The following is a 19,492-nucleotide window of genomic DNA, read 5'->3' on the forward strand; positions in this document are numbered from 1 at the left end:
TTGCGCCTCCTTCAGGCCGTCAGATCAGCGGGTAATTCAGGGGTCAGGACCAGCGCCAGCAGCGCCTGGCGGGCGAAGATGCCGTTACCGGCCTGCTGGAAATACCAGGCGTACGGCGTTTTATCAACGTCCGGCGTGATCTCGTCAATCCGCGGCAGCGGGTGCAGCACTTTGAGGTTATCGCGCGCGTTAGCCAGATCGGCGGCGCGTAACACGAACTGCGCCTTGACGTTGGCATATTCGGACGGGTCGAGCCGCTCTTTCTGCACCCGCGTCATGTAGAGGATGTCCAGCGCCGGCACCACCTCTTCAATATTGTCATGCAGGCTGTATTCAATGCCGCGCTCTTCCAGCATCGCGAGGATGTACTCCGGCATCGCCAGTGCATCCGGGGCGATGAAGTAGAAGCGGTTGCCTTCAAATTTCGCCAGCGCCTGGGTCAGTGAGTGCACCGTGCGGCCATATTTCAGGTCACCGACCATCGCGATATGCAGGTTATTCAGCCGCCCCTGGGTTTCGCGCAGGGTGAACAAGTCCAGCAGGGTCTGGGTCGGGTGCTGGTTTGCGCCGTCCCCGGCATTCAGCACCGGCACGCCGCCGGAGAACTCCGCCGCCAGCCGCGCCGCGCCCTCCTGCGGGTGGCGCATCACAATCGCGTCCACGTAGGTGCTGATCACTGAAATGGTGTCGGCCAGCGTTTCGCCCTTTTTCCCAAGCGACGTGTTGCTGCTGTCAGAGAAGCCGACCACCGACGCGCCCAGCCGGTGCATGGAGGTTTCGAACGAGAGGCGGGTGCGGGTGGACGCCTCAAAAAAACAACTGGCGATCACGCTGTGCTTCAGCAGCTCCGGCTGGGGGCGCGCTTTCAGCGCGGCGGCGGTGTCCAGCACCAGCTCCAGCTCTGCACGGCTGAGATCGTTAATTGAGATGATGTGTTTTTGATACAACGGGTTGGCCATAGTTGCTCTCCTGTTCGTCCCCCTGCGCGGGGAATGCCGGTGTGTTCGGGCATCGGGTCTTTTGGGCGTGTGATATACGCGGGTGCCGGAACGCAGACAAAAAAAAGCCCCTCAATGAGGGGCTTTCTGCGATCGGGCAACGGGAGGAAAAACGGCGTCGCGCCCCTGTGGGGACAGGGTGGTGCAGCGGTATTCAGCAACCAGAACAGCAACGTTTTTCATGGATTCTCCCGGCAAATTGTCGCGCATTATACGCACGCCGTTTTACTCTGCAAGCGCAAACTACCGTCCTTGCAGTCATAACAAGCGTAACAGCGCAATCGATTGTCTGCCTGCTTTACGCAATATCATGCGTCAGCCGGAAACGTTACCCCGATCGCGGTAGCGTCACACACCCGGCGTATAATGAAACGCTATTTCACTTTAACCAGGGGCGATCATGATTACCGGGAATATCCATGCACTGGCACTGCTGCCATACCTGCCGGCACCGTTGTGCGCGGCGATTGACTATGTAAAACAGAACATTACGGACGAGACACCGTTGGGCAAGCACACCATCTGCGGCAGTGATGTGTTTGTACTGATCTCTGAAGACAGCACTGAACCGATGGCGCAACGGCGCGCGGAGTACCACGCCGAGTATCTGGACATCCAGATCGTGTTGCATGGCCAGGAGGGCATGACCTTCAGTACCCGCCCGGCGGGGCCGCCGGAAACCGACTGGCTGGCGGACAAAGACATCGCTTTTCTGCCGCAGGGGGAGCAGGAGCGTACCGTGGTGCTCCAGCCGGGCGATTTTGTGGTGTTCTACCCCGGCGAAGTGCATAAACCGCTCTGCGCCGTGGGCGAAGCCGCGCCGGTACGCAAAGCGGTGATCAAGATGCGCGTCAGCGCACTGTAGGCGCAGGCGTTATTTCACCACCGGCAGATCGGCAAAGCGGGTGGTGTAGGCGGGTGAGAGCATCGCCCGCCGCATCTGCCAGCTTTTCTGCACACCCTGGCCGGCGAACCACAGCGAGCCTTTGCCGGTGCGGTTCAGGTGGTCAACTACCTGCATCAGTGCTTCGCTGTTGGCGCGTGGGGCCAGCTCATCAAACAGGCCGAACTGCGCCACGCCCTCGTTATAAAAATCCCCCAGCATCACGCCCGCTTTCATATAGCGATAGCCTTCCAGCCAGATACGTTCAAACGCCTGCATCGCCAGCGCGATGATGTCGCGCGTGTCCTGGGTCGGCGTCTGGCATTGGGCGGTGGCGTGCGGGGTGTAGTGATCGCCCTGGGCGTCATGCGGGCTGGTGCGGATAAACACCGTGACCTGGCGGCAATAGCGGCGCTCGCCGCGCAGCTTCTCCGCCGCCCGCTCCGCAAAGGCGCACACCGCCTGGCGCACCTCCTCTTTGGCCGTAAGCCGGTGGCCGAAAGAGCGGCTGCACACAATCTGCTGCTTCGCCGCAGGCTCCAGCTCCAGCGCCAGGCAGGACTCGCCGCGCAGTTCGCGCACCGTGCGCTCCAGCACCACGCCGAACTGTTTGCGGATAAGCCCGGTATGGGCCTGTGCCAGATCGAGCGCGGTATGGATGCCCATCAGCATCAGCCGCTTGCTGAGGCGGCCGCCAATGCCCCACACGTCGGACACCGGCACCAGCGCCATCAGTTTACGCTGGCGCAGCGGGTCACTGAGGTCGACCACGCCGCCGGTTTTGCGCCACCGCTTGGCCGCATGGTTCGCCAGCTTGGCCAGGGTTTTGGTCTGGGCAATGCCCACGCCGACCGTCACGTGTGCCTCTTTCTGCACCCGCGCCTGTACCCGGCGGCCATACTCCTCCAGCGGCATCAGCCGCGCCATGCCCTGCAACAGGAGCCAGCTCTCATCGATGGAGTAGATCTCGGTAGCCGGGGCCATCTCTTCCAGAATGGTCATCACCCGGTGGGAGATATCGGCGTACAGCGTGTAGTTGGAACTGAAGACATGCACGCCGTGCGCCCGGCAATACTCCCCCAGTTTGAAGTAGGGATCGCCGGTTTTCAGCCCCAGCCGCCGCGCCTGCGCATTACAGGCGATCACGCAGCCGTCATTGTTGCTCAGCACCGCCACCGGCTGCCCCCACAAATCGGGCCGGAACACGGTCTCGCACGAGGCATAAAAGCTATTCACATCAACCAGGGCGAACATAGTGGCGGCTGGCGGCAGGGGAGATGATGTGCATCCCACGAGGGCGGAAAAGCAGCATAAGCGTGGCTCCTGAGTGTACTGTATATAAAAACAGTACCTTTGAAGCCCATTTTTATCAAGATGCCACGTCACTTATTCAATTAAGGGGATGAGTGCCCTCAGCAAGCCGGTTATCGTGCGGTGGCGTTCATTTATGCGTTCTACGCCGATAAAATCGCGGATTTCATAAACAGCGCTCTCCCGGTTAAAAAACAGGATATCCATGTCCGTTTCACCAACGACCACACCCTTTTTTAACGCATCAGGAAACAGGTCAGGCACGGCGTGTAAGTTGGCTGATTGTTTACGTAAATCCCGCTCATCCTCTTTATCAGCGAAATAACCAAATAACCGCACGCCGTTAAGATCAAAGCCATTCATTTGCTGCAAGAACGGCAGATAACTCCCAGCAAAATGATCGCCGCCCAGGGTGACTAATACCCGGTGACAGGCGCTGACCTGATCTTCACGAATCCCCGCCTGGTCTTCATACCCGGCATCCGCATAGGAGTGCGCTATGTCATGCAGCGCAGCAATAAGCGTCACGAGTTCCTGTCTTTCACTGTTCATGGTTGCCTCTGCGGATAAATTTTCCCTGTGGGGATGGGCCAATAAACGGATTTTGACTGCCCATACTCTACTGCCAATAAACCCCCGACAGCGTTGCTGCTCAGCATTTCCCTGGTGGAATAGAGCCGGTGAGGTCATTCAAAGGCACCGCAAGATGAGTAGTGGTGGGGATTAAGATCATAATGCGTTTCTGCCTGCGCCAGTGCGTCCCAGGGCGAGAGAATCAGCGGGAAATCTTCTGGAGAAAGCGTACGTTCGATGTCACGGCGTTGATAGAGAGTAAACATAGACGCCTGCTTATCCTTGCAGTATGTAAGGGTAAGAAGGGATATTACGCCGCTTCAGAAAAAAAGCATCAGGCGTGAGCATGATCAGGCACACACTTTTTGATCATGGCTCTAAGATCTATGCATCGCCCGCTTCTTACCTAACCTATTGATATAAAGCTATTCGCATCAACCAGGGCGAACATAGTGGCGGCTGGCGGCAGGGGAGATGATGTAGGTGACCACGCCGAAGATATGCAGATCCTGCCCTTCGCGGATCACGATCGGTGCGTAGGCCGGGTTCATCGGCACCAGCGCCCAGAACGGGCGGGTCTGCAGGCATTTGATGGTGAACTCGCCGTCAACGGCAGCGATCACGATGTCTCCGTCGGCGGCAGTCAGGGCGCTGTCCACCATCACCAGGTCACCGTCACGCACGTTGGCGTCAATCATGGAGTCGCCCGCCACACGCAGGAAATAGGTGGCGGAAGGGTGGCGAATCAGCAGTTTGTTGAGGTCTATCCGTTCCTCCACAAAATCTGCCGCCGGCGAAGGAAAACCCGCCGGGATAACCACATTAAAATGCGCTGAAAACGCCTCATCGGCCTGAAGAACGGCTTTGATGAACTGCATGGGAAAACCCTTTTTTATACTGTTTATGTGTACAGTATTTTTCATTTTCCCAGGCTGATCAAGGTTGCCTAAAGTGAAATCAGGCTATACCGCTGATAAAGAAGCAGATTTTTAAGCACCATCAGTGCTGGATCCACACCACCTGCCACGGCGTCAGCGTCATTTTGCCGGTGAACGGCGTGTCGGAGATCAATTCATGCCCCTGCTCATCCAGCGCCAGGTCGATCTTGTGGTCGGTCACGTTGATCACGCAACTGATGCGGTCTTCGTTTTTCGGGTCGTAACGCTCCAGGCCAAACAGCGATTTGCCGAGATCCAGGACGCGCTGGCCGGAAGAGGGCGCAAAGGCCGGGTGGGCGCGGCGCAGGGTGATCAGGTGGCGCAAGCCGTTGTAGACCTGCGCGCGCAGGCTCTCGGGGTTCGCCAGCTCCGCTTCCACTTTGGCCGCGTCCAGCTTCTGCCGGTTGATGCGGCGGTTAATCCCGGACTGGTGCATCCCTTCGACGTCGTTCTCACTGCCGAGCAGGCTGTGGTAGTAAAGCGCCGGGACGCCCACAAAGGCGAGCAGCAGCGACTGGGCCGCGATGAATTTTTTCGCCTTCAGCGCGTTGCTGTCCTGCTTTTCCGTCAGGGCGCTGAGGTAGTTGATGTTCAGCTCATACGGCGAGAAGGTGCCGTCGCCGTTGTCTTTGTGCGACACGCGCCCCTCTTTGCGGATCACTTCCTGCGCCATAAACTGCCGTTCGCTGTCGTCCAGGAAAGTCTCGGTCGGCCGCAGGCCGATGCCGTCATGGCTGGCGAGGAAGTTGAAGAAGGTGGTCTCCGGGTAACGCGCTTCGGCGCTCAGCCCGTGCGCCCATTTGGTGAGCACGGTGGTGTCCTGGCGCAGGAAGGCGTGCAGCGTCAGCGGCGGCAGCGGGAACTGGTACACCATGTGCGCTTCGTCGCCGTGGCCGAAATAGCTGATGTTTTCATGGTGCGGCACGTTGGTTTCGGTAATCAGCCGGGTGCCGGGGATGGCGTAATCCAGCACCGTGCGCCACACCTTGATGATGTTATGCACCTGCGGCAGGTGGATGCAGCGCGTGCCCGGCTCTTTCCAGATGTAGCCGATGGCGTCGAGGCGAATCGACTGCCCGCCGCTGGCGGCGTATTGCAGCAGGATGTCGAGGCTCTCCAGCAGCACCTGTGGGTTATGGAAGTTGATGTCGATCTGGTCGTCGCTGAAGGTCGTCCAGAGGTAGACCATTTCGCCGTTGGCTTTGGTCATCGGCGTCAGCAGGCGGGAGGAGCGGGGGCGCACCACGCGGCTGTAATCCAGTGCCGGGTTGGCAGCAATCAGGTAACCGGCATAGTTCGGGTCATCATGCATAAAACCGCGCACCCACTCGCTGGAGCGGGAGACGTGGTTGATCACGCAGTCAAACATCAGGTTAAACCCTTTCGACAGGGTTTTCAGGTCGCCCCAGCCGCCCAGATGCTCATCGATCAGGCGGTAGTCGATCACACTGAAACCATCATCCGAGCTGTAGGGGTACATCGGCAGGATATGGATGTCAGTGATGATTTCGTCAAAGTATTTGTGGGCGAACTGGTTCAGCGTCGCCAAAGGCTTCTCATCGGCATGGTGGATGCTGTCACCATAGGTGATCAGATACACGGTGTTGCCGTCCACCCAATGCGGATTGGGGTGTTTACCGTATTGCCATTTGGCGACCAACCGGAAGATTTGCCGCAACACATCGCCGATGTGTTCACGCGGGTAGACGTAGCCAAGCAGTTTCTCTAACCGTTGCGCAAATTCCAGTTTGTTGGCGCTCATAACCCTTCCTTTTTTCGGCTGGTATCAAAAAAAGGGTAGTCGAAAAATAAGCGCAGCGGCGGCAAAAGCAGCGGAAAAGTGCAAGCTGATGTGAAGGGCGGCGGCATAAAAAGTGCCGCCGCCGGGGGGATTACGCGTCAGGTGAGAGGGTGGCCACCATCACCGCTTTGATGGTGTGCAGGCGGTTTTCCGCCTGGTCAAACACCACGCTGTGCGCCGATTCAAACACCTCATCGGTGACTTCCATGCCGCCGTGCAAACCATACTGCGCCGCCATCTGTTTGCCGAGCACGGTCTGGTCATCATGGAAGGCCGGCAGGCAGTGCAGGAATTTCACCTGCGGGTTACCGGTTTGCTTCACCAGCGCCATGTTGACCTGGTAATCACGCAGCAGGGCGATGCGTTCCGGCCAGCTCTCTTTCGGTTCGCCCATCGACACCCAGACGTCAGTGTAGAGGAAATCCGCCTGTGCCACCCCGCCCTCGCACGACTCCGTCAGGGTGATGTCGCCGCCGTTCTGCTGTGCCAGCGTTTTGCACTGGGCCACCAGCGCGGCATCCGGCCAGCAGGCGGTCGGGGCCACCAGCCGTAAGTCCAGCCCGACCAGCGCCGCCGCTTCCAGCAGCGAGTTGCCCATGTTGTTACGCGCATCACCGAGATACGCCAGTTTCACCCCCTGTAACGGCCGCCCCGGCAGATGCTCCCGGATGGTCAGCAAATCCGCCAGTAACTGGGTCGGGTGGAACTCATCGGTCAGGCCGTTCCACACCGGCACCCCGGCCTGTTGTGCCAGCGTGGTGACAATCGCCTGGCCGTAGCCGCGGTACTGGATGCCGTCATACATGCGGCCCAGCACGCGCGCCGTGTCCTTGATCGACTCTTTGTGGCCGATCTGGCTGCCGCTGGGGCCGAGGTAAGTCACCCGTGCGCCCTGGTCAAACGCGGCAACTTCGAAAGAGCATCGGGTACGGGTCGAGTCTTTTTCGAAGATGAGCGCGATATTTTTGCCGGTGAGGCGGGGCGTTTCAGTCCCTTGTTTTTTCTGGGCTTTCAGGGAGGCCGCGAGATCCAGCAGGGTGGTAATCTCGGCCGGGGTAAAATCCAGTAATCTGAGGAAATGACGTTTATAGAAGGCGCTCATCGCACGGTTCTCCTGGCATTCAATCGGTTTAAGGTGAATTAAAATTCACATTATATGTATGAATATGCAATTGCAACCCTGCCTGACAAATCTTTCATGTTTGTTGTGGAGGCGATGGCGGTGCTGTGGGAGAATGCGCACAGATACGCCCACTGACTGAGGACTTAGGCATGGCAAACCGCGAATTGCTGGACGAACAGCGTGAAGAAACCCGTCTGATCATCGAAGAACTGCTGGATGATGGCAGCGATCCCGATGCGCTTTACACTATTGAACACCATCTCTCGGCAGAGAAGTTTGAGGTGCTGGAGCAGGCCGCCGTTGAAGCCTTCAAGCTGGGTTATGAAGTGACCGACGCCGAAGAGCTGGAAATTGAAGACGGCACCAAGCTGATGTGCTGTGACGTGGTCAGCGAAGTGGCGCTGAAGCCGGAAATCATTGACGCGCAGGTTGAGCAGCTGGTGGCGCTGGCCGAGCGCTGCAACGTGAATTACGACGGCTGGGGCACCTACTTTGAAGACCCGGACGGCGAAGAGGGCGATGAGTACGATGAAGACGACGACATCATCGACGAAGATGATGACGGCAAACGTCATTAATTGCTGAGCCATAAAAAAAGCCCCTTTACGGGGCTTTTTTTATGGCCGCGCGGTTACAGCGTGTCGCCGTTGCTGGCGATCACCTGTTTGTACCAGTCAAAGCTGGCTTTGCGGGAACGTGCCAGGGTGCCGGTGCCGTCGTCATGTTTGTCGACGTAGATAAAGCCGTAACGCTTGCTGTACTGGCCGGTGGTGAAGGAGACGCAGTCGATGCAGCCCCACGGCGTGTAGCCCATCAGTTCGACGCCATCTTCCGTGACCGCTTTCATCATCTGTTCAATGTGCGATTTCAGGTAAGCGATGCGGTAATCATCGTTGATGCTGCCGTCGGCCTGCGGTTTGTCGATGGCGCCGAAGCCGTTCTCCACAATAAACAGCGGTTTCTGGTAGCGCTCATAGAGCAGGTTCAGCGAGTAGCGCAGGCCCACCGGGTCAATCTGCCAGCCCCAGTCAGACGCCTTGACGTGCGGGTTCGGCACGCTGCCGGGGAAGCTGACGATGCTCTGGCTTTCACTGCTGATCTGGGGGGAGACGGCGTTGCTCATGTAGTAGCTCAGGCCGATGTAGTCGGTGCAGCCTTCACGCAGGGTTTGCTCGTCGCCCGGTTCCATCTGGATGGTGAAGCCGCGGCGTTCCCACTCTTTCAGGATGTAAGACGGGTAGTAGCCGCGTACCTGCACATCGGTAAACAGGAAGCGTTCACGCATCGCCTCTACCGAGTAGATCATGTCATCCGGGTGGCAGGAGTAGGGGTAGACCGGCACGCAGGCCAGCATACAGCCAATCTGGAACGCCGGGTTAATCGCGTGGCCCAGTTTCACCACCTGGGCGCTGGCGACAAACTGGTGGTGCAACACCTGGTACATCGTCTCTTCCGGGTTGTCGTGCTCGGTGAACACCACGCCGGAACAGCAGTAGCCAAACAACGGGTAACGCCAGTCGCGCTGGTTGTTGATCTCGTTGAAGGTCATCCAGTATTTCACTTTGTGCTGGTAACGCTGCATCACCACTTCGCTGAAGCGCACAAAGAAATCCACCACTTTGCGGTTTTTCCAGCCGCCGTACTCTTTCACCAGATGCCACGGCATCTCGAAGTGCGACAGGGTAATCACCGGCTCGATGCCGTATTTCAGCAGCTCGTCGAACAGGTCATCATAGAATTGCAGGCCGGCTTCGTTCGGCTGGGCGTCGTCCCCGTTCGGGAAGATGCGCGTCCAGGCAATCGAGGTGCGGAAGCACTTGAAGCCCATCTCCGCAAACAACGCCACGTCCTCTTTGTAGCGGCCGTAGAAATCCACCGCCTCGTGGTTCGGGTAGGAATAGCCTTCCTGAATGCCGTCCGTCATCACGCGATCTACGCCGTGCGCGCCGCCGGAGAGCACATCCGCGATGCTCACGCCTTTGCCGCCCTGATCCCAGCCGCCTTCAACCTGATGCGCCGCTACCGCGCCGCCCCACAGGAAGTTACCCGGTAAACCTTGCTTTGCCATGATGCTCTGCTCCCTTTCGGTAAATAAAAGTGAGTCTGGCAAAGCAGGCAAATAAAGTCACGTTATAACACCGCGCACGCCGCGTGATATGTCACCGGGAAATAACAGGCTGTTTTTCCGGGCGGCGCGGCGGGAATATTATAACGCGGGGATCTGGCGGGCGAGTTTCTTGCCCAGGGTCTCGAGGATATAGAGAACCGGGATCTGCGTGGTGATATTGTGATTGCCCGGCAGCAACACATACGGCATATGGTAAGGGATATTCAGGTCCGCCAGCCGCGCCAGCGACGAGTTGTCGCCGTTGGTTATGCTGATGATTTTGCACTGGTGCAGGTTAAACTGGCTGGCAATCCGCAGAATCTCCTGCGTCTCGCCGGAAACGGACAGGATAATCGCCACCGCTTTCCGGTACATGTCGCTGTTGACCGGATAATAAGGGTCATCAATATGGGTACTGAATTTCCCGACATTGGAAAAGAAGCGCGCACCATATTTCCCCAGCGTGCCGGACGTCCCGGCGCCGACAAAAATAATCCGCTCGTTTTCGGCAATAATCGCCGCCGCGGCATTTAATTGCTGGTCAAACGCATCATTATTAATGCTGTGGAAATAGTGGATGATCTCACTGATGCCGAATTCCGGCACGGACGCCTGCGCCTGTTGCAAAAACAACTTGTAACGCACACGGAATTCCGAATATCCGGCATAGCCCATTTTTTTGCAGAACCGCAGCACGGTGGTGGTCGAGACGCCCACTTCCTCCGCCAGTTCGCGGATGGTCATGTAGATCACCTGTTGCCGGTGCTTCAGCACGTAATGGTAGACCAGCAGTTCCAGCTCGTTCAGGTGGGTAATTTCTTGGTAACTAAACATCACGGGCTTCCGGGGTGAAGGAGGGGGCGCACAGCCGCGCCCACGGGTTACAGCGTTTTCAGCATGGTGACTTCGCAGTCCACATGGCCGGTATTGCCCAGCGGCCCGCTGATGTGCTCAAAGCCCAGGCGTTCATACAGCGCCACGGCCTGCGTCAGGCTGGCGGTGGTTTCCAGGTAGCAACGGGCAAAGCCCTGTTCGCGGGCGAACGCCATCGCCTGCAACGCCAGCTTTTTCGCCAGCCCCTGGCCGCGCAGGATCGGCAGGAAATACATTTTTTGCAGCTCACAGAGGTCAGCGTCTGCCCCTGCCAGCGGGGCGATGCCGCCGCCGCCGGCGATCGCGCCGTCGGCCTCGATCACCCAGTAGGCGCTGCGCGGCTGGCTGTAGAGATCGTAGAGGTGGTCAAGGTTCGGGTCAGAAACGGTGTACCCTTTGTCTGCCGTCAGGCCAAATTCTGCGGAAACCCGGCGAATCACCTGCGCGATGGCGGCGTTGTCTGCGGCGGTCAGGGGGCGGATAACGACACGTGACGGCGTTGCAATGGTCATGATGGTGTACTCAGGCTGTTAAACGAAGCAATGGCGTGTGCCGCCGCGCACTGACGGTGCCGGGGTGGGCGGCCACAGGATCCGGTTACTATTACGCACTCTGTCACAAATGCAAAATAAAAAAGCCAGCCCGGAGGCTGGCTCTAGCGGCAGAACGTCGTGGTTACAGCGCGGCGATGGTCGCCTGCTGTTCCAGCAGTTTCACCTTGGCCTGGGCGCAGGCGTCGAGGCGCTCACGCTCTTTCGCCACCACGGCTTCCGGCGCGCGCGCCACAAAGCCTTCGTTAGAGAGCTTGGCTTCAATGCGGCTCACTTCCGCATCCAGCTTCGCCACTTCCTTCGCCAGACGATCCAGCTCGGCGGCTTTGTCCACCAGGCCGGCCATCGGGATCAGCAGTTCAGCGCCTTCCACCAGCTTGGTCACCGACACCGGGCCTTTGTCGCCGTCGGCCAGCAGCGTGATGCTGTCGAGGCGCGCCAGTGATTTGATGAAGCTCAGGTTTTCGGTCACGCGGCGTTGCGCGTTGGCGTCCGCCCCGCGCAGCAGCACGTCGAGCGGTTTGCCCGGCGCGATGTTCATCTCAGCGCGGATGTTACGCACCGCGATGATCGCCTGCTTGATCCACTCCAGATCGGCCAGCGCCTGCGCGTCAACCTGCTCTGCGTCATACGCCGGGAACGGCTGAAGCATGATGGTGTCGGCAGTGATGCCTTTCAGGGTTTTCACGCGCTGCCAGATGGTTTCCGTGATAAACGGAATGATCGGGTGCGCCAGGCGCAGTAGCGCTTCCAGCACCGTCACCAGCGTGTGGCGGGTGCCGCGCAGTTCAGCCTCGGTGCCGCCGTTCATCACCGGCTTGGCGAGTTCCAGGTACCAGTCACAGAACTGGTTCCAGGTGAACTCATAGAGGATACCGGCGGCCAGGTCGAAGCGGTAGCTGTCCAACGCTTCACGGTAGGCTTTCACCGTCTGGTTGAACTCCGCCAGGATCCAGCGATCCGCCAGCGAGAGTTGCATCTCGCCGCCGTTCTGGCCGCAATCCTGATCTTCGGTGTTCATCAGCACAAAGCGGCTGGCGTTCCACAGCTTGTTACAGAAGTTGCGGTAGCCTTCCAGGCGCTTCATGTCCCAGTTGATGTCGCGGCCGGTGGAGGCCAGCGCCGCCAGCGTGAAGCGCAGGGCGTCGGTGCCGTGCGGTTCGATGCCGTTCGGGAACTGCTTCTCGGTACGCTTGCGGATCTTCTCTGCCAGCTGCGGCTGCATCATGTTGCCGGTGCGCTTCTCCAGCAGGTCTTCCAGCGAGATGCCGTCGATCATGTCCAGCGGGTCAATCACGTTGCCCTTGGACTTGGACATCTTCTGACCTTCGTCGTCACGGATAAGGCCGGTCATGTAGACGGTATGGAACGGCACCTGCGGCTTGCCGTTTTCGTCTTTCACGAAGTGCATGGTCATCATGATCATGCGGGCGATCCAGAAGAAGATGATGTCGAAGCCGCTCACCACCACGCTGGAGGGGTGGAACGCTTTCAGGTCAGCGGTCTGATCCGGCCAGCCCAGGGTAGAGAAGGTCCACAGCCCGGAGGAGAACCAGGTGTCCAGCACGTCTTCGTCCTGGCTCAGCGCCACGGTGGCGTCAAGGTTGTTCTCGCGGCGCACTTCTTCTTCGTCACGGCCGACGTAGACGTTACCCGCCTCGTCATACCAGGCCGGGATGCGGTGGCCCCACCAGAGCTGGCGGGAGATGCACCAGTCCTGGATGTCACGCATCCAGCTGAAGTACATGTTTTCGTACTGCTTCGGCACGAACTGGATTTCGCCCTGTTCCACCGCTTCCACTGCCACTTTCGCCAGCGGGGCAGTGCGCACGTACCACTGGTCGGTGAGCATCGGCTCAATCACCACGCCGCCGCGGTCGCCATACGGCACCGTCAGGTCATGCGGTTTGATTTCGTCCAGCAGGCCCTGCGCGTCGAAGGCAGCCACCACGGCTTTACGCGCGGCAAAGCGCTCCAGGCCCTGGAATTCCGCCGGGATGGCGTTGCTCCACTCGCTGCTTTCGCGGCCGTTGGTGTCGAACACTTCCGCCACGTTGCGCACGTCGCCGTCGAAGGTCAGGATGTTGATCATCGGCAGGCCGTGGCGCTTACCGACCTCATAGTCGTTGAAGTCGTGCGCCGGGGTGATTTTCACGCAACCGGTGCCTTTCTCCATGTCAGCGTGTTCGTCGCCGACGATCGGGATGCGGCGGCCCACCAGCGGCAGGATGATCTCTTTGCCGATCAGGTCTTTGTAGCGCGGGTCTTCCGGGTTCACCGCCACGCCGGTATCACCCAGCACGGTTTCCGGGCGGGTGGTGGCGACCACCAGGTAGTCTTTGCCTTCGGCGGTTTTCGCGCCGTCGGCCAGCGGGTAGCGCAGGTGCCACATGGAGCCTTTGGACTCGCGGTTCTCCACTTCCAGGTCAGAAATCGCGGTGCGCAGTTTCGGGTCCCAGTTCACCAGGCGTTTGCCGCGGTAGATCAGGTCTTCTTTATAGAGGCGGACAAACACCTCTTTCACGGCCAGCGACAGGTTTTCGTCCATGGTGAAGCGCTCGCGCTCCCAGTCCACGGAGTCACCGAGGCGGCGCATCTGGCGGGTGATGGTGCCGCCTGATTCCGCTTTCCACTGCCAGATTTTGTCGATGAAGGCATCACGGCCGTAGTCGTGGCGGGTTTTGCCCTCTTCGGCGGCAATTTTGCGCTCTACCACCATCTGCGTGGCGATACCGGCATGGTCGGTGCCCGCCTGCCACAGGGTGTTTTTCCCCTGCATACGCTGGTAGCGGATCATGGTGTCCATGATGGTTTGCTGGAAGGCGTGACCCATGTGCAAGCTGCCGGTGACATTCGGCGGCGGGATCATGATGCAGTAGCTCTCCTGGCTCTCGTCGCCGTTCGGCTTGAAGTAGCCCTGCTGTTCCCAGTGCTCGTAGAGCGGCTGTTCGATGTCTTGCGGGTTGTATGTTTTTTCCATTTCGCTTTGATATCAGTAAGTTGGCGGCTTGGCCGTGGTCAGATGAAAGCCGACGCTGCGATAGGCTTTATAGCGGTCGCGCGCCAACTGTTTCAGGGTGTCCGGGTAAGGGACGAAGTCTATCACTTCATGGAAAGCAGTGGCAAAATCTGCGAACTGCGGCAGCAGGCTTATCAGCAGGTCACGCGGGGCGTTGCCGCGTTTGCCGGGCCAGCAGATCTCCACCGGCGCGCCGTACCGCGGCCCTTCACCTGCCAGATTGTGCGGCACGAACGCGTCGGGTTCGCGCTGCCACAGCGCATCATCCAGCCGTTGCGCCTGCTGTTGATCCTCACAGGCGATCAGCACCCGTTTACCGGCCCGCCAGCGGGCAGCGGCCAGATCACAGGCCAGGGCTTCATGGGCGATCATCCCGTTCGCGTCGGTGTCACTCTCCAGAAGGTAGAACGTTGCGTTTTTCATAGAAGTGCCATTGGTCAATCGATAAAGCGGGTGCCGGAATAGCGAGGGCGGCCGCAGCCGCCCCGGTACACCGCACTGCCGCCGGGAAAGGTGCCCCGGCGGCGGGAAGGGCGGTTACTCGTCGCCGCTCATGCCGGCGCGGTTCAGCAGGAACTGGGTCAGCAGCGCCACCGGGCGGCCGGTCGCGCCTTTGGCCTTGCCGGAGCGCCAGCCGGTGCCGGCGATGTCCAGGTGCGCCCACGAATATTTGCGGGTAAAGCGGGACAGGAAGCACCCGGCGGTGATGGCGCCACCGGCACGGCCGCCGATGTTGGCCATGTCCGCGAAGTTGGAGTCCAGCAGCTCCTGGTACTCCTCATGCAGCGGCAAACGCCAGGCACGGTCGCCCGCCTGTTCAGAGGCGCTGATCAGCTCATGCGCCAGCGGGTTATGGTTGGACATCAGCCCGGTCAGCTGATGGCCGAGGGCCACCACGCAGGCACCGGTCAACGTCGCCACGTCAATCACCAGCTCCGGGTCGAAACGCTCAACGTAGGTCAGTGCGTCACACAATACCAGGCGGCCTTCGGCATCGGTGTTCAGCACTTCCACCGTCTGGCCGGACATGGTGGTCAGGATGTCGCCCGGCCGGAACGCGCGCCCGCCCGGCATGTTTTCACAGCCTGCCAGCACGCCGACCACGTTCAGCGGCAGGTTCAGCTCTGCCACCACGCGCATCACGCCATACACGGAGGCCGCGCCGCACATGTCATATTTCATCTCGTCCATGCTGTCAGCAGGCTTGATGGAGATACCGCCGGAGTCAAAGGTCAGCCCTTTGCCGACCAGCACAATCGGCTTAGCGTCGGGGTTTGGATTGCCTTTATATTCCATCACTGACATCAATGATTCGTTCTGCGAACCCTGGCCCACCGCCAGATAGGCGTTCATGCCCAGCTCTTTCATCTGCTGTTCGCCGATGACGCGGGTGGTGATGTTGGTGCTGAAGGCGTCAGCCAGCTGGCGCGCCTGCGAGGCGAGGTAAGCAGCGTTACAGATGTTCGGCGGCATGTTGCCAAGGTCTTTGGCAGCCTTCACCCCGGCGGCAATGGCCAGCCCGTGCTGGATGGCGCGCTCGCCGCTGGTCAGCTCACGGCGGGTCGGCACGTTGAACACCATTTTGCGCAGCGGGCGGCGCGGCTCAACTTTGTTACTTTTGAGCTGGTCGAAGGTGTAGAGCGACTCTTTGGCTGTTTCCACTGCCTGGCGCACTTTCCAGTAAGTATTGCGGCCTTTGACGTGCAGCTCGGTTAAAAAGCAGACCGCTTCCATCGACCCGGTATCGTTCAGGGTATTGATGGTCTTCTGGATCACCTGCTTGTACTGGCGTTCATCAAGCTCGCGCTCTTTGCCGCAGCCGATAAGCAGGATCCGCTCGGAGAGGATATTCGGCACATGGTGCAGCAATAACGTCTGGCCTACTTTGCCTTCCAGTTCGCCGCGGCGGAGCAGGGCACTGATGTAGCCATCGCTGATTTTATCGAGTTGCTCGGCAATCGGCGACAGGCGGCGAGGTTCGAAAACCCCGACTACAATACAGGCGCTGCGCTGCTTTTCCGGGCTACCGCTTTTTACACTGAACTCCATGCACTCTCCTGAATCTTAAAGACAACGACGGGAGCTGCGGCTAGAATGACGCACTCCGCAACAAACCTTCGTCATTGTGTTAACTGCGGATGTTAACCTGAACGGCGTAATTTATTCTGTTTTCGGCGGCTATAGGCATGTTCCTATAGGGCACCCTAACACGAGATGTTTTAATGCTATTTTAGCTATGAAGGTGGCCATATGATGAGAATAAATGGCGCATTAGCGAAGAAACTAGCGATTTTCCTGCAAAAAGACAAGTTTTCACAGGCGTATTAAGCGTGATCATCATTAGATATCTGGTACGGGAAACCTTCAAAAGCCAGGTTGCGATTCTGTTCATCCTGCTGCTGATCTTCTTCTGTCAGAAGCTGGTCAGGGTACTGGGCGCAGCCGTCGATGGCGATATCCCAACAAATCTGGTCCTCTCCCTGATGGGGCTGGGCGTGCCTGAAATGGCACAACTCATTTTGCCGCTCAGCCTGTTCCTTGGGTTGTTGATGACGTTCGGCAAACTCTATACGGAAAGTGAAATCACCGTGATGCACGCCTGTGGGCTGGGCAAGAAAGTGCTGATTGTCTCTGCGCTGCTGCTGGCGTTGCTGACGGCGGTGATGGCGGCGGGCAACGCGTTCTGGCTTGGGCCGTGGTCATCAAAACATCAGGACGAAGTGCTGGCGGAGGCCAAGGCCAACCCGAGCATGGCGGCGCTGGTGGAAGGGCAGTTCCAGCCCTCGCAGGACGGCAACGCGGTGCTGTTTGTCGGCAGTGTGAAGGGCAAGGAGTTCCATAATGTCTTCCTGGCGCAGTTACGGCCGAACGGCAACCAGCGCCCGTCAGTGGTGGTGGCGGATCGCGGCCACATGGAGCAGCGCGCGGACGGCTCGCAGACCGTGACCTTAAACCAGGGCACGCGTTACGAAGGCACCGCGATGCTGCGTGATTTCCGGGTGACGGATTTCAACAACTACCTGGCGGTGGTCGGCCACCAGACCGTGAGCCTGGACAACACCACCGAAGCGGAGCAGATGAGCATGGGCCAGCTGTGGCAGGCGACCACGCCGGACGCGCGCGCCGAGTTCCACTGGCGGCTGACGCTGGTGTTCTCCGTGCTGCTGATGGCGCTGATGGTGGTGCCGCTCAGCGTGGTGAACCCGCGCCAGGGCCGGGTGCTGAGTATGCTGCCGGCGATGCTGCTTTACCTGATCTTCTTCCTGCTGCAAAGCTCGCTGCGCTCCAACGGCGCAAAAGGCAAGTTCGACCCGATGGTGTGGATGTGGGCGACCAACGCCGCCTACTTCGTGCTGGCGCTGGTGCTGAACGCCTGGGATACGGTGCCGGTGCGCCGCCTGCGCGCGCGTTTTAAAGGAGCCGCGTAATGTTTGGCGTATTGGATCGCTATATCGGGAAAACCATCTTTAACACCATCATGATGACGCTGTTCATGCTGGTGTCGCTGTCCGGCATTATCAAGTTTGTCGATCAGTTGCGCAAAGTGGGGCAGGGTGCCTACTCCGCCACCGGCGCGGGGCTGTACACGCTGCTCAGCGTGCCGAAAGACATCGAGATTTTCTTCCCGATGGCGGCGCTGCTGGGTGCGCTGCTGGGGCTGGGCGCACTGGCGACCCGCAGCGAGCTGGTGGTGATGCAGGCTTCCGGCTTTACGCGGATGCAGATTGCCGCGTCAGTGATGAAGACCGCGATCCCGCTGGTGCTGCTGACGATGGCGATTGGCGAGTGGGTCGCGCCGCAGGGCGAGCAGATGGCGCGTAACTACCGGGCGCAGATGATGTACGGCGGTTCGCTGCTTTCAACCCAGAGCGGCCTGTGGGCGAAAGATGGCCCGGACTTTATCTTTATTGAGCGCTTGTCCGGAGAGAATGAGCTGTCCGGCGTCAATATTTACCACTTTGACAAAGAGAACCATTTGTTGTCAGTACGTTATGCGGCCAGCGCCACTTTTGATGCTGACGCGCGCGAGTGGAAGCTGTCGCAGGTGGACGAATCCGGTCTGGGCGGGAAATTTATCACCGGCCACCAGACGCTGAACGGCGTATGGAAAACCAACCTGACGCCGGACAAGCTGGGCGTGGTGGCGCTCGACCCGGATGCGTTGTCGATCAGCGGCCTGCGCAATTACATCAAATACCTGAGCCAGAGCGGGCAGGAGTCGAACCGTTACCAGCTGAACATGTGGAGTAAGATTTTCTCCCCATTGTCAGTGGCGGTGATGATGCTGATGGCGCTGTCGTTCATTTTCGGCCCGCTGCGCAGTGTGCCGATGGGCGTGCGGGTGGTGACCGGGATCTGTTTCGGTTTCCTGTTCTACGTACTGGATCAGATTTTTGGGCCGTTAAGCCTGGTGTATAACATTCCGCCGGTTCTCGGCGCATTGTTGCCGAGTTTGCTGTTTTTGCTGATAAGTGTGTTTTTGTTATTGAAGCGGAGATAGTTTTTTTCTGCCAAAGTAGAAAGAAGCCCCAATATGGGGCTTTTTTGTTTTTATGGGGGAGGTATGTTGCGTTGGCAGACGCCTGCCGTCTTTCTGCGGCTTCGTGGCCGCCACCGGGCGTGAAGTGGATTGTTTCGGTTGTTTATGTGTGGTGGCATTTTTTGTAGATAAGTGGCTTGTTTCGGTTGCTCATGTGTAATTGTCTACCCGGCTCCCCGAGCCTCAACCGAGCAGGGCCTGCCGGCGCGCCGGCCCTGCACCCGCGCGCTGTCGGTGCCCTGGCTGAATCATTGCACGCTCCCGCGTGTCCCCTCATTTCGCCTACGGGCTAATCGGGCCGCCGCAGACACGCTCCCGGCGTGGCTGCGACTCTCGCACACATCCCTGTGTGCTCGCCCGGCCCTGCGGCTCCACTCGGCAATGATTTTTACGCCCCCACCGCTCTGCAAATCAAAGGGTATGTAAGGAAATAGTAGGTGGAGGATTATTGGATGGTCGGTGTGTTCGCCCGGCCCTGCGGCTCCACTCGGCAATGATTTTTACGCCCCCACCACTTTTGCAAACTAATAAGTCTGTGAGGAAATAATAGGGGGAGGTTTTAAGTCGCTCGGCGTGTTTGCTCTCATACCGAATTTTCATGCGGCAACGTGTCTGCATTCTTCACAAATTTTAAAAAAGCCTTATCTACTCTTTCCTTACATAGCCAAGAATTTGCAGTCTGGTGGGGGCATTAAATTATTGCCGACGAGGACGCAGGGCCGGGTGAGCGGGCAGGACGCCCGCGAGAGGGACAGCCACGCCGGGAGCGTGTCTG

At 59.0% G+C, this 19,492-nt stretch carries 17 protein-coding genes; 4 read left to right on the forward strand and 13 right to left on the reverse strand.

Features of this window, described 5'->3' with window-relative positions:
- Nucleotides 1-11 precede the first annotated feature (11 nt).
- Nucleotides 12-959 carry an aspartate carbamoyltransferase gene (gene pyrB / locus CYR52_RS14160; protein WP_072931800.1) on the reverse strand — a complete coding sequence of 316 codons (948 nt, stop codon included), beginning with the start codon at nt 957-959 and terminating at the stop codon, nt 12-14.
- A 439-nt stretch (nt 960-1,398) separates the two neighbouring features.
- On the opposite strand from pyrB, the gene CYR52_RS14165 reads away from it, so the two are divergent.
- Nucleotides 1,399-1,863 (forward strand): NanQ anomerase/TabA/YiaL family protein, encoded by a 465-nt coding sequence (locus CYR52_RS14165; RefSeq protein WP_072931802.1) that lies wholly within the window; start codon nt 1,399-1,401, stop codon nt 1,861-1,863.
- 9 nt (nt 1,864-1,872) lie between these two features.
- Here CYR52_RS14165 and umuC read toward each other — a convergent pair whose 3' ends face one another.
- The 6 genes from umuC to argF form a co-directional block, all read right to left on the reverse strand.
- Entirely contained in the window at nt 1,873-3,135 is a 1,263-nt protein-coding gene (gene umuC, locus CYR52_RS14170; protein WP_101828791.1) for a translesion error-prone DNA polymerase V subunit UmuC, read from the reverse strand.
- A gap of 132 nt (nt 3,136-3,267) precedes the next feature.
- A complete protein-coding gene (locus tag CYR52_RS14175) occupies nt 3,268-3,744 on the reverse strand; it encodes a YrhA family protein (protein WP_101828792.1) in 477 nt (158 codons plus the stop codon).
- Between the two features lie 134 nt (nt 3,745-3,878).
- Nucleotides 3,879-4,031 (reverse strand): ubiquitin family protein, encoded by a 153-nt coding sequence (locus tag CYR52_RS22675; protein ID WP_165698434.1) that lies wholly within the window; start codon nt 4,029-4,031, stop codon nt 3,879-3,881.
- 168 nt (nt 4,032-4,199) lie between these two features.
- Nucleotides 4,200-4,643 carry a translesion error-prone DNA polymerase V autoproteolytic subunit gene (umuD, locus tag CYR52_RS14180; RefSeq protein WP_101828793.1) on the reverse strand — a complete coding sequence of 148 codons (444 nt, stop codon included), beginning with the start codon at nt 4,641-4,643 and terminating at the stop codon, nt 4,200-4,202.
- A 121-nt stretch (nt 4,644-4,764) separates the two neighbouring features.
- Nucleotides 4,765-6,465 carry a sugar phosphorylase gene (locus CYR52_RS14185; protein WP_072931810.1) on the reverse strand — a complete coding sequence of 567 codons (1,701 nt, stop codon included), beginning with the start codon at nt 6,463-6,465 and terminating at the stop codon, nt 4,765-4,767.
- A gap of 130 nt (nt 6,466-6,595) precedes the next feature.
- Nucleotides 6,596-7,606 (reverse strand): ornithine carbamoyltransferase, encoded by a 1,011-nt coding sequence (gene argF / locus CYR52_RS14190; RefSeq protein ID WP_101828794.1) that lies wholly within the window; start codon nt 7,604-7,606, stop codon nt 6,596-6,598.
- Nucleotides 7,607-7,776: 170 nt separating this feature from the next.
- On the opposite strand from argF, the gene rraB reads away from it, so the two are divergent.
- Complete coding sequence (rraB, locus tag CYR52_RS14195) at nt 7,777-8,205, forward strand: ribonuclease E inhibitor RraB (RefSeq protein ID WP_072931814.1); 429 nt, start codon at nt 7,777-7,779, stop codon at nt 8,203-8,205.
- Nucleotides 8,206-8,258: 53 nt separating this feature from the next.
- Here the strand turns inward: rraB and CYR52_RS14200 are convergent, their stop codons facing one another.
- The 6 genes from CYR52_RS14200 to pepA all read right to left on the reverse strand — a co-directional run bounded on the left by CYR52_RS14200 (nt 8,259) and on the right by pepA (nt 16,226).
- A complete protein-coding gene (locus tag CYR52_RS14200) occupies nt 8,259-9,695 on the reverse strand; it encodes a 6-phospho-beta-glucosidase (protein ID WP_101828795.1) in 1,437 nt (478 codons plus the stop codon).
- 138 nt (nt 9,696-9,833) lie between these two features.
- Nucleotides 9,834-10,568, reverse strand: a complete 735-nt coding sequence (locus CYR52_RS14205; protein ID WP_072931818.1) for a MurR/RpiR family transcriptional regulator — start codon at nt 10,566-10,568, stop codon at nt 9,834-9,836.
- A gap of 47 nt (nt 10,569-10,615) precedes the next feature.
- Complete coding sequence (locus CYR52_RS14210; RefSeq protein ID WP_072931820.1) at nt 10,616-11,119, reverse strand: GNAT family N-acetyltransferase; 504 nt, start codon at nt 11,117-11,119, stop codon at nt 10,616-10,618.
- Nucleotides 11,120-11,282: 163 nt separating this feature from the next.
- Nucleotides 11,283-14,138: a valine--tRNA ligase gene (locus CYR52_RS14215; RefSeq protein ID WP_101828796.1), complete on the reverse strand. Its 2,856-nt coding sequence runs from the start codon at nt 14,136-14,138 to the stop codon at nt 11,283-11,285.
- A 12-nt stretch (nt 14,139-14,150) separates the two neighbouring features.
- Complete coding sequence (locus CYR52_RS14220; RefSeq protein WP_072931824.1) at nt 14,151-14,600, reverse strand: DNA polymerase III subunit chi; 450 nt, start codon at nt 14,598-14,600, stop codon at nt 14,151-14,153.
- 114 nt (nt 14,601-14,714) lie between these two features.
- A complete protein-coding gene (gene pepA / locus CYR52_RS14225; RefSeq protein WP_072931826.1) occupies nt 14,715-16,226 on the reverse strand; it encodes a leucyl aminopeptidase in 1,512 nt (503 codons plus the stop codon).
- Nucleotides 16,227-16,507: 281 nt separating this feature from the next.
- Between pepA and lptF the strand changes: the two genes are divergently transcribed.
- Both lptF and lptG read left to right on the forward strand, forming a co-directional pair.
- Nucleotides 16,508-17,605, forward strand: coding sequence for an LPS export ABC transporter permease LptF (gene lptF, locus CYR52_RS14235; protein ID WP_072931828.1), 1,098 nt, complete (start codon nt 16,508-16,510; stop codon nt 17,603-17,605).
- A complete protein-coding gene (gene lptG, locus CYR52_RS14240) occupies nt 17,605-18,678 on the forward strand; it encodes an LPS export ABC transporter permease LptG (RefSeq protein WP_101828797.1) in 1,074 nt (357 codons plus the stop codon). The genes lptF and lptG overlap by 1 nt, the downstream gene beginning before the upstream one ends.
- The last annotated feature ends 814 nt before the right edge of the window (nt 18,679-19,492 follow it).

The organism is Chimaeribacter arupi (assembly GCF_002858805.1).
GTDB lineage: Bacteria > Pseudomonadota > Gammaproteobacteria > Enterobacterales > Enterobacteriaceae > Chimaeribacter > Chimaeribacter arupi.

Coding starts and splice junctions, on each gene's coding strand:
- CYR52_RS14210 (WP_072931820.1), bottom strand. CDS start 11,119: ATGACCATTGCAACGCCGTCACGTGTCGTTATCCGCCCCCTGACCGCC.
- rraB (WP_072931814.1), top strand. CDS start 7,777: ATGGCAAACCGCGAATTGCTGGACGAACAGCGTGAAGAAACCCGTCTG.
- CYR52_RS14175 (WP_101828792.1), bottom strand. CDS start 3,744: ATGAACAGTGAAAGACAGGAACTCGTGACGCTTATTGCTGCGCTGCAT.
- CYR52_RS22675 (WP_165698434.1), bottom strand. CDS start 4,031: ATGTTTACTCTCTATCAACGCCGTGACATCGAACGTACGCTTTCTCCA.
- CYR52_RS14165 (WP_072931802.1), top strand. CDS start 1,399: ATGATTACCGGGAATATCCATGCACTGGCACTGCTGCCATACCTGCCG.
- CYR52_RS14205 (WP_072931818.1), bottom strand. CDS start 10,568: ATGTTTAGTTACCAAGAAATTACCCACCTGAACGAGCTGGAACTGCTG.
- CYR52_RS14200 (WP_101828795.1), bottom strand. CDS start 9,695: ATGGCAAAGCAAGGTTTACCGGGTAACTTCCTGTGGGGCGGCGCGGTA.
- lptG (WP_101828797.1), top strand. CDS start 17,605: ATGTTTGGCGTATTGGATCGCTATATCGGGAAAACCATCTTTAACACC.
- pyrB (WP_072931800.1), bottom strand. CDS start 959: ATGGCCAACCCGTTGTATCAAAAACACATCATCTCAATTAACGATCTC.
- CYR52_RS14220 (WP_072931824.1), bottom strand. CDS start 14,600: ATGAAAAACGCAACGTTCTACCTTCTGGAGAGTGACACCGACGCGAAC.
- CYR52_RS14185 (WP_072931810.1), bottom strand. CDS start 6,465: ATGAGCGCCAACAAACTGGAATTTGCGCAACGGTTAGAGAAACTGCTT.
- argF (WP_101828794.1), bottom strand. CDS start 7,606: ATGAGCGCCTTCTATAAACGTCATTTCCTCAGATTACTGGATTTTACC.
- umuD (WP_101828793.1), bottom strand. CDS start 4,643: ATGCAGTTCATCAAAGCCGTTCTTCAGGCCGATGAGGCGTTTTCAGCG.
- umuC (WP_101828791.1), bottom strand. CDS start 3,135: ATGTTCGCCCTGGTTGATGTGAATAGCTTTTATGCCTCGTGCGAGACC.
- pepA (WP_072931826.1), bottom strand. CDS start 16,226: ATGGAGTTCAGTGTAAAAAGCGGTAGCCCGGAAAAGCAGCGCAGCGCC.
- CYR52_RS14215 (WP_101828796.1), bottom strand. CDS start 14,138: ATGGAAAAAACATACAACCCGCAAGACATCGAACAGCCGCTCTACGAG.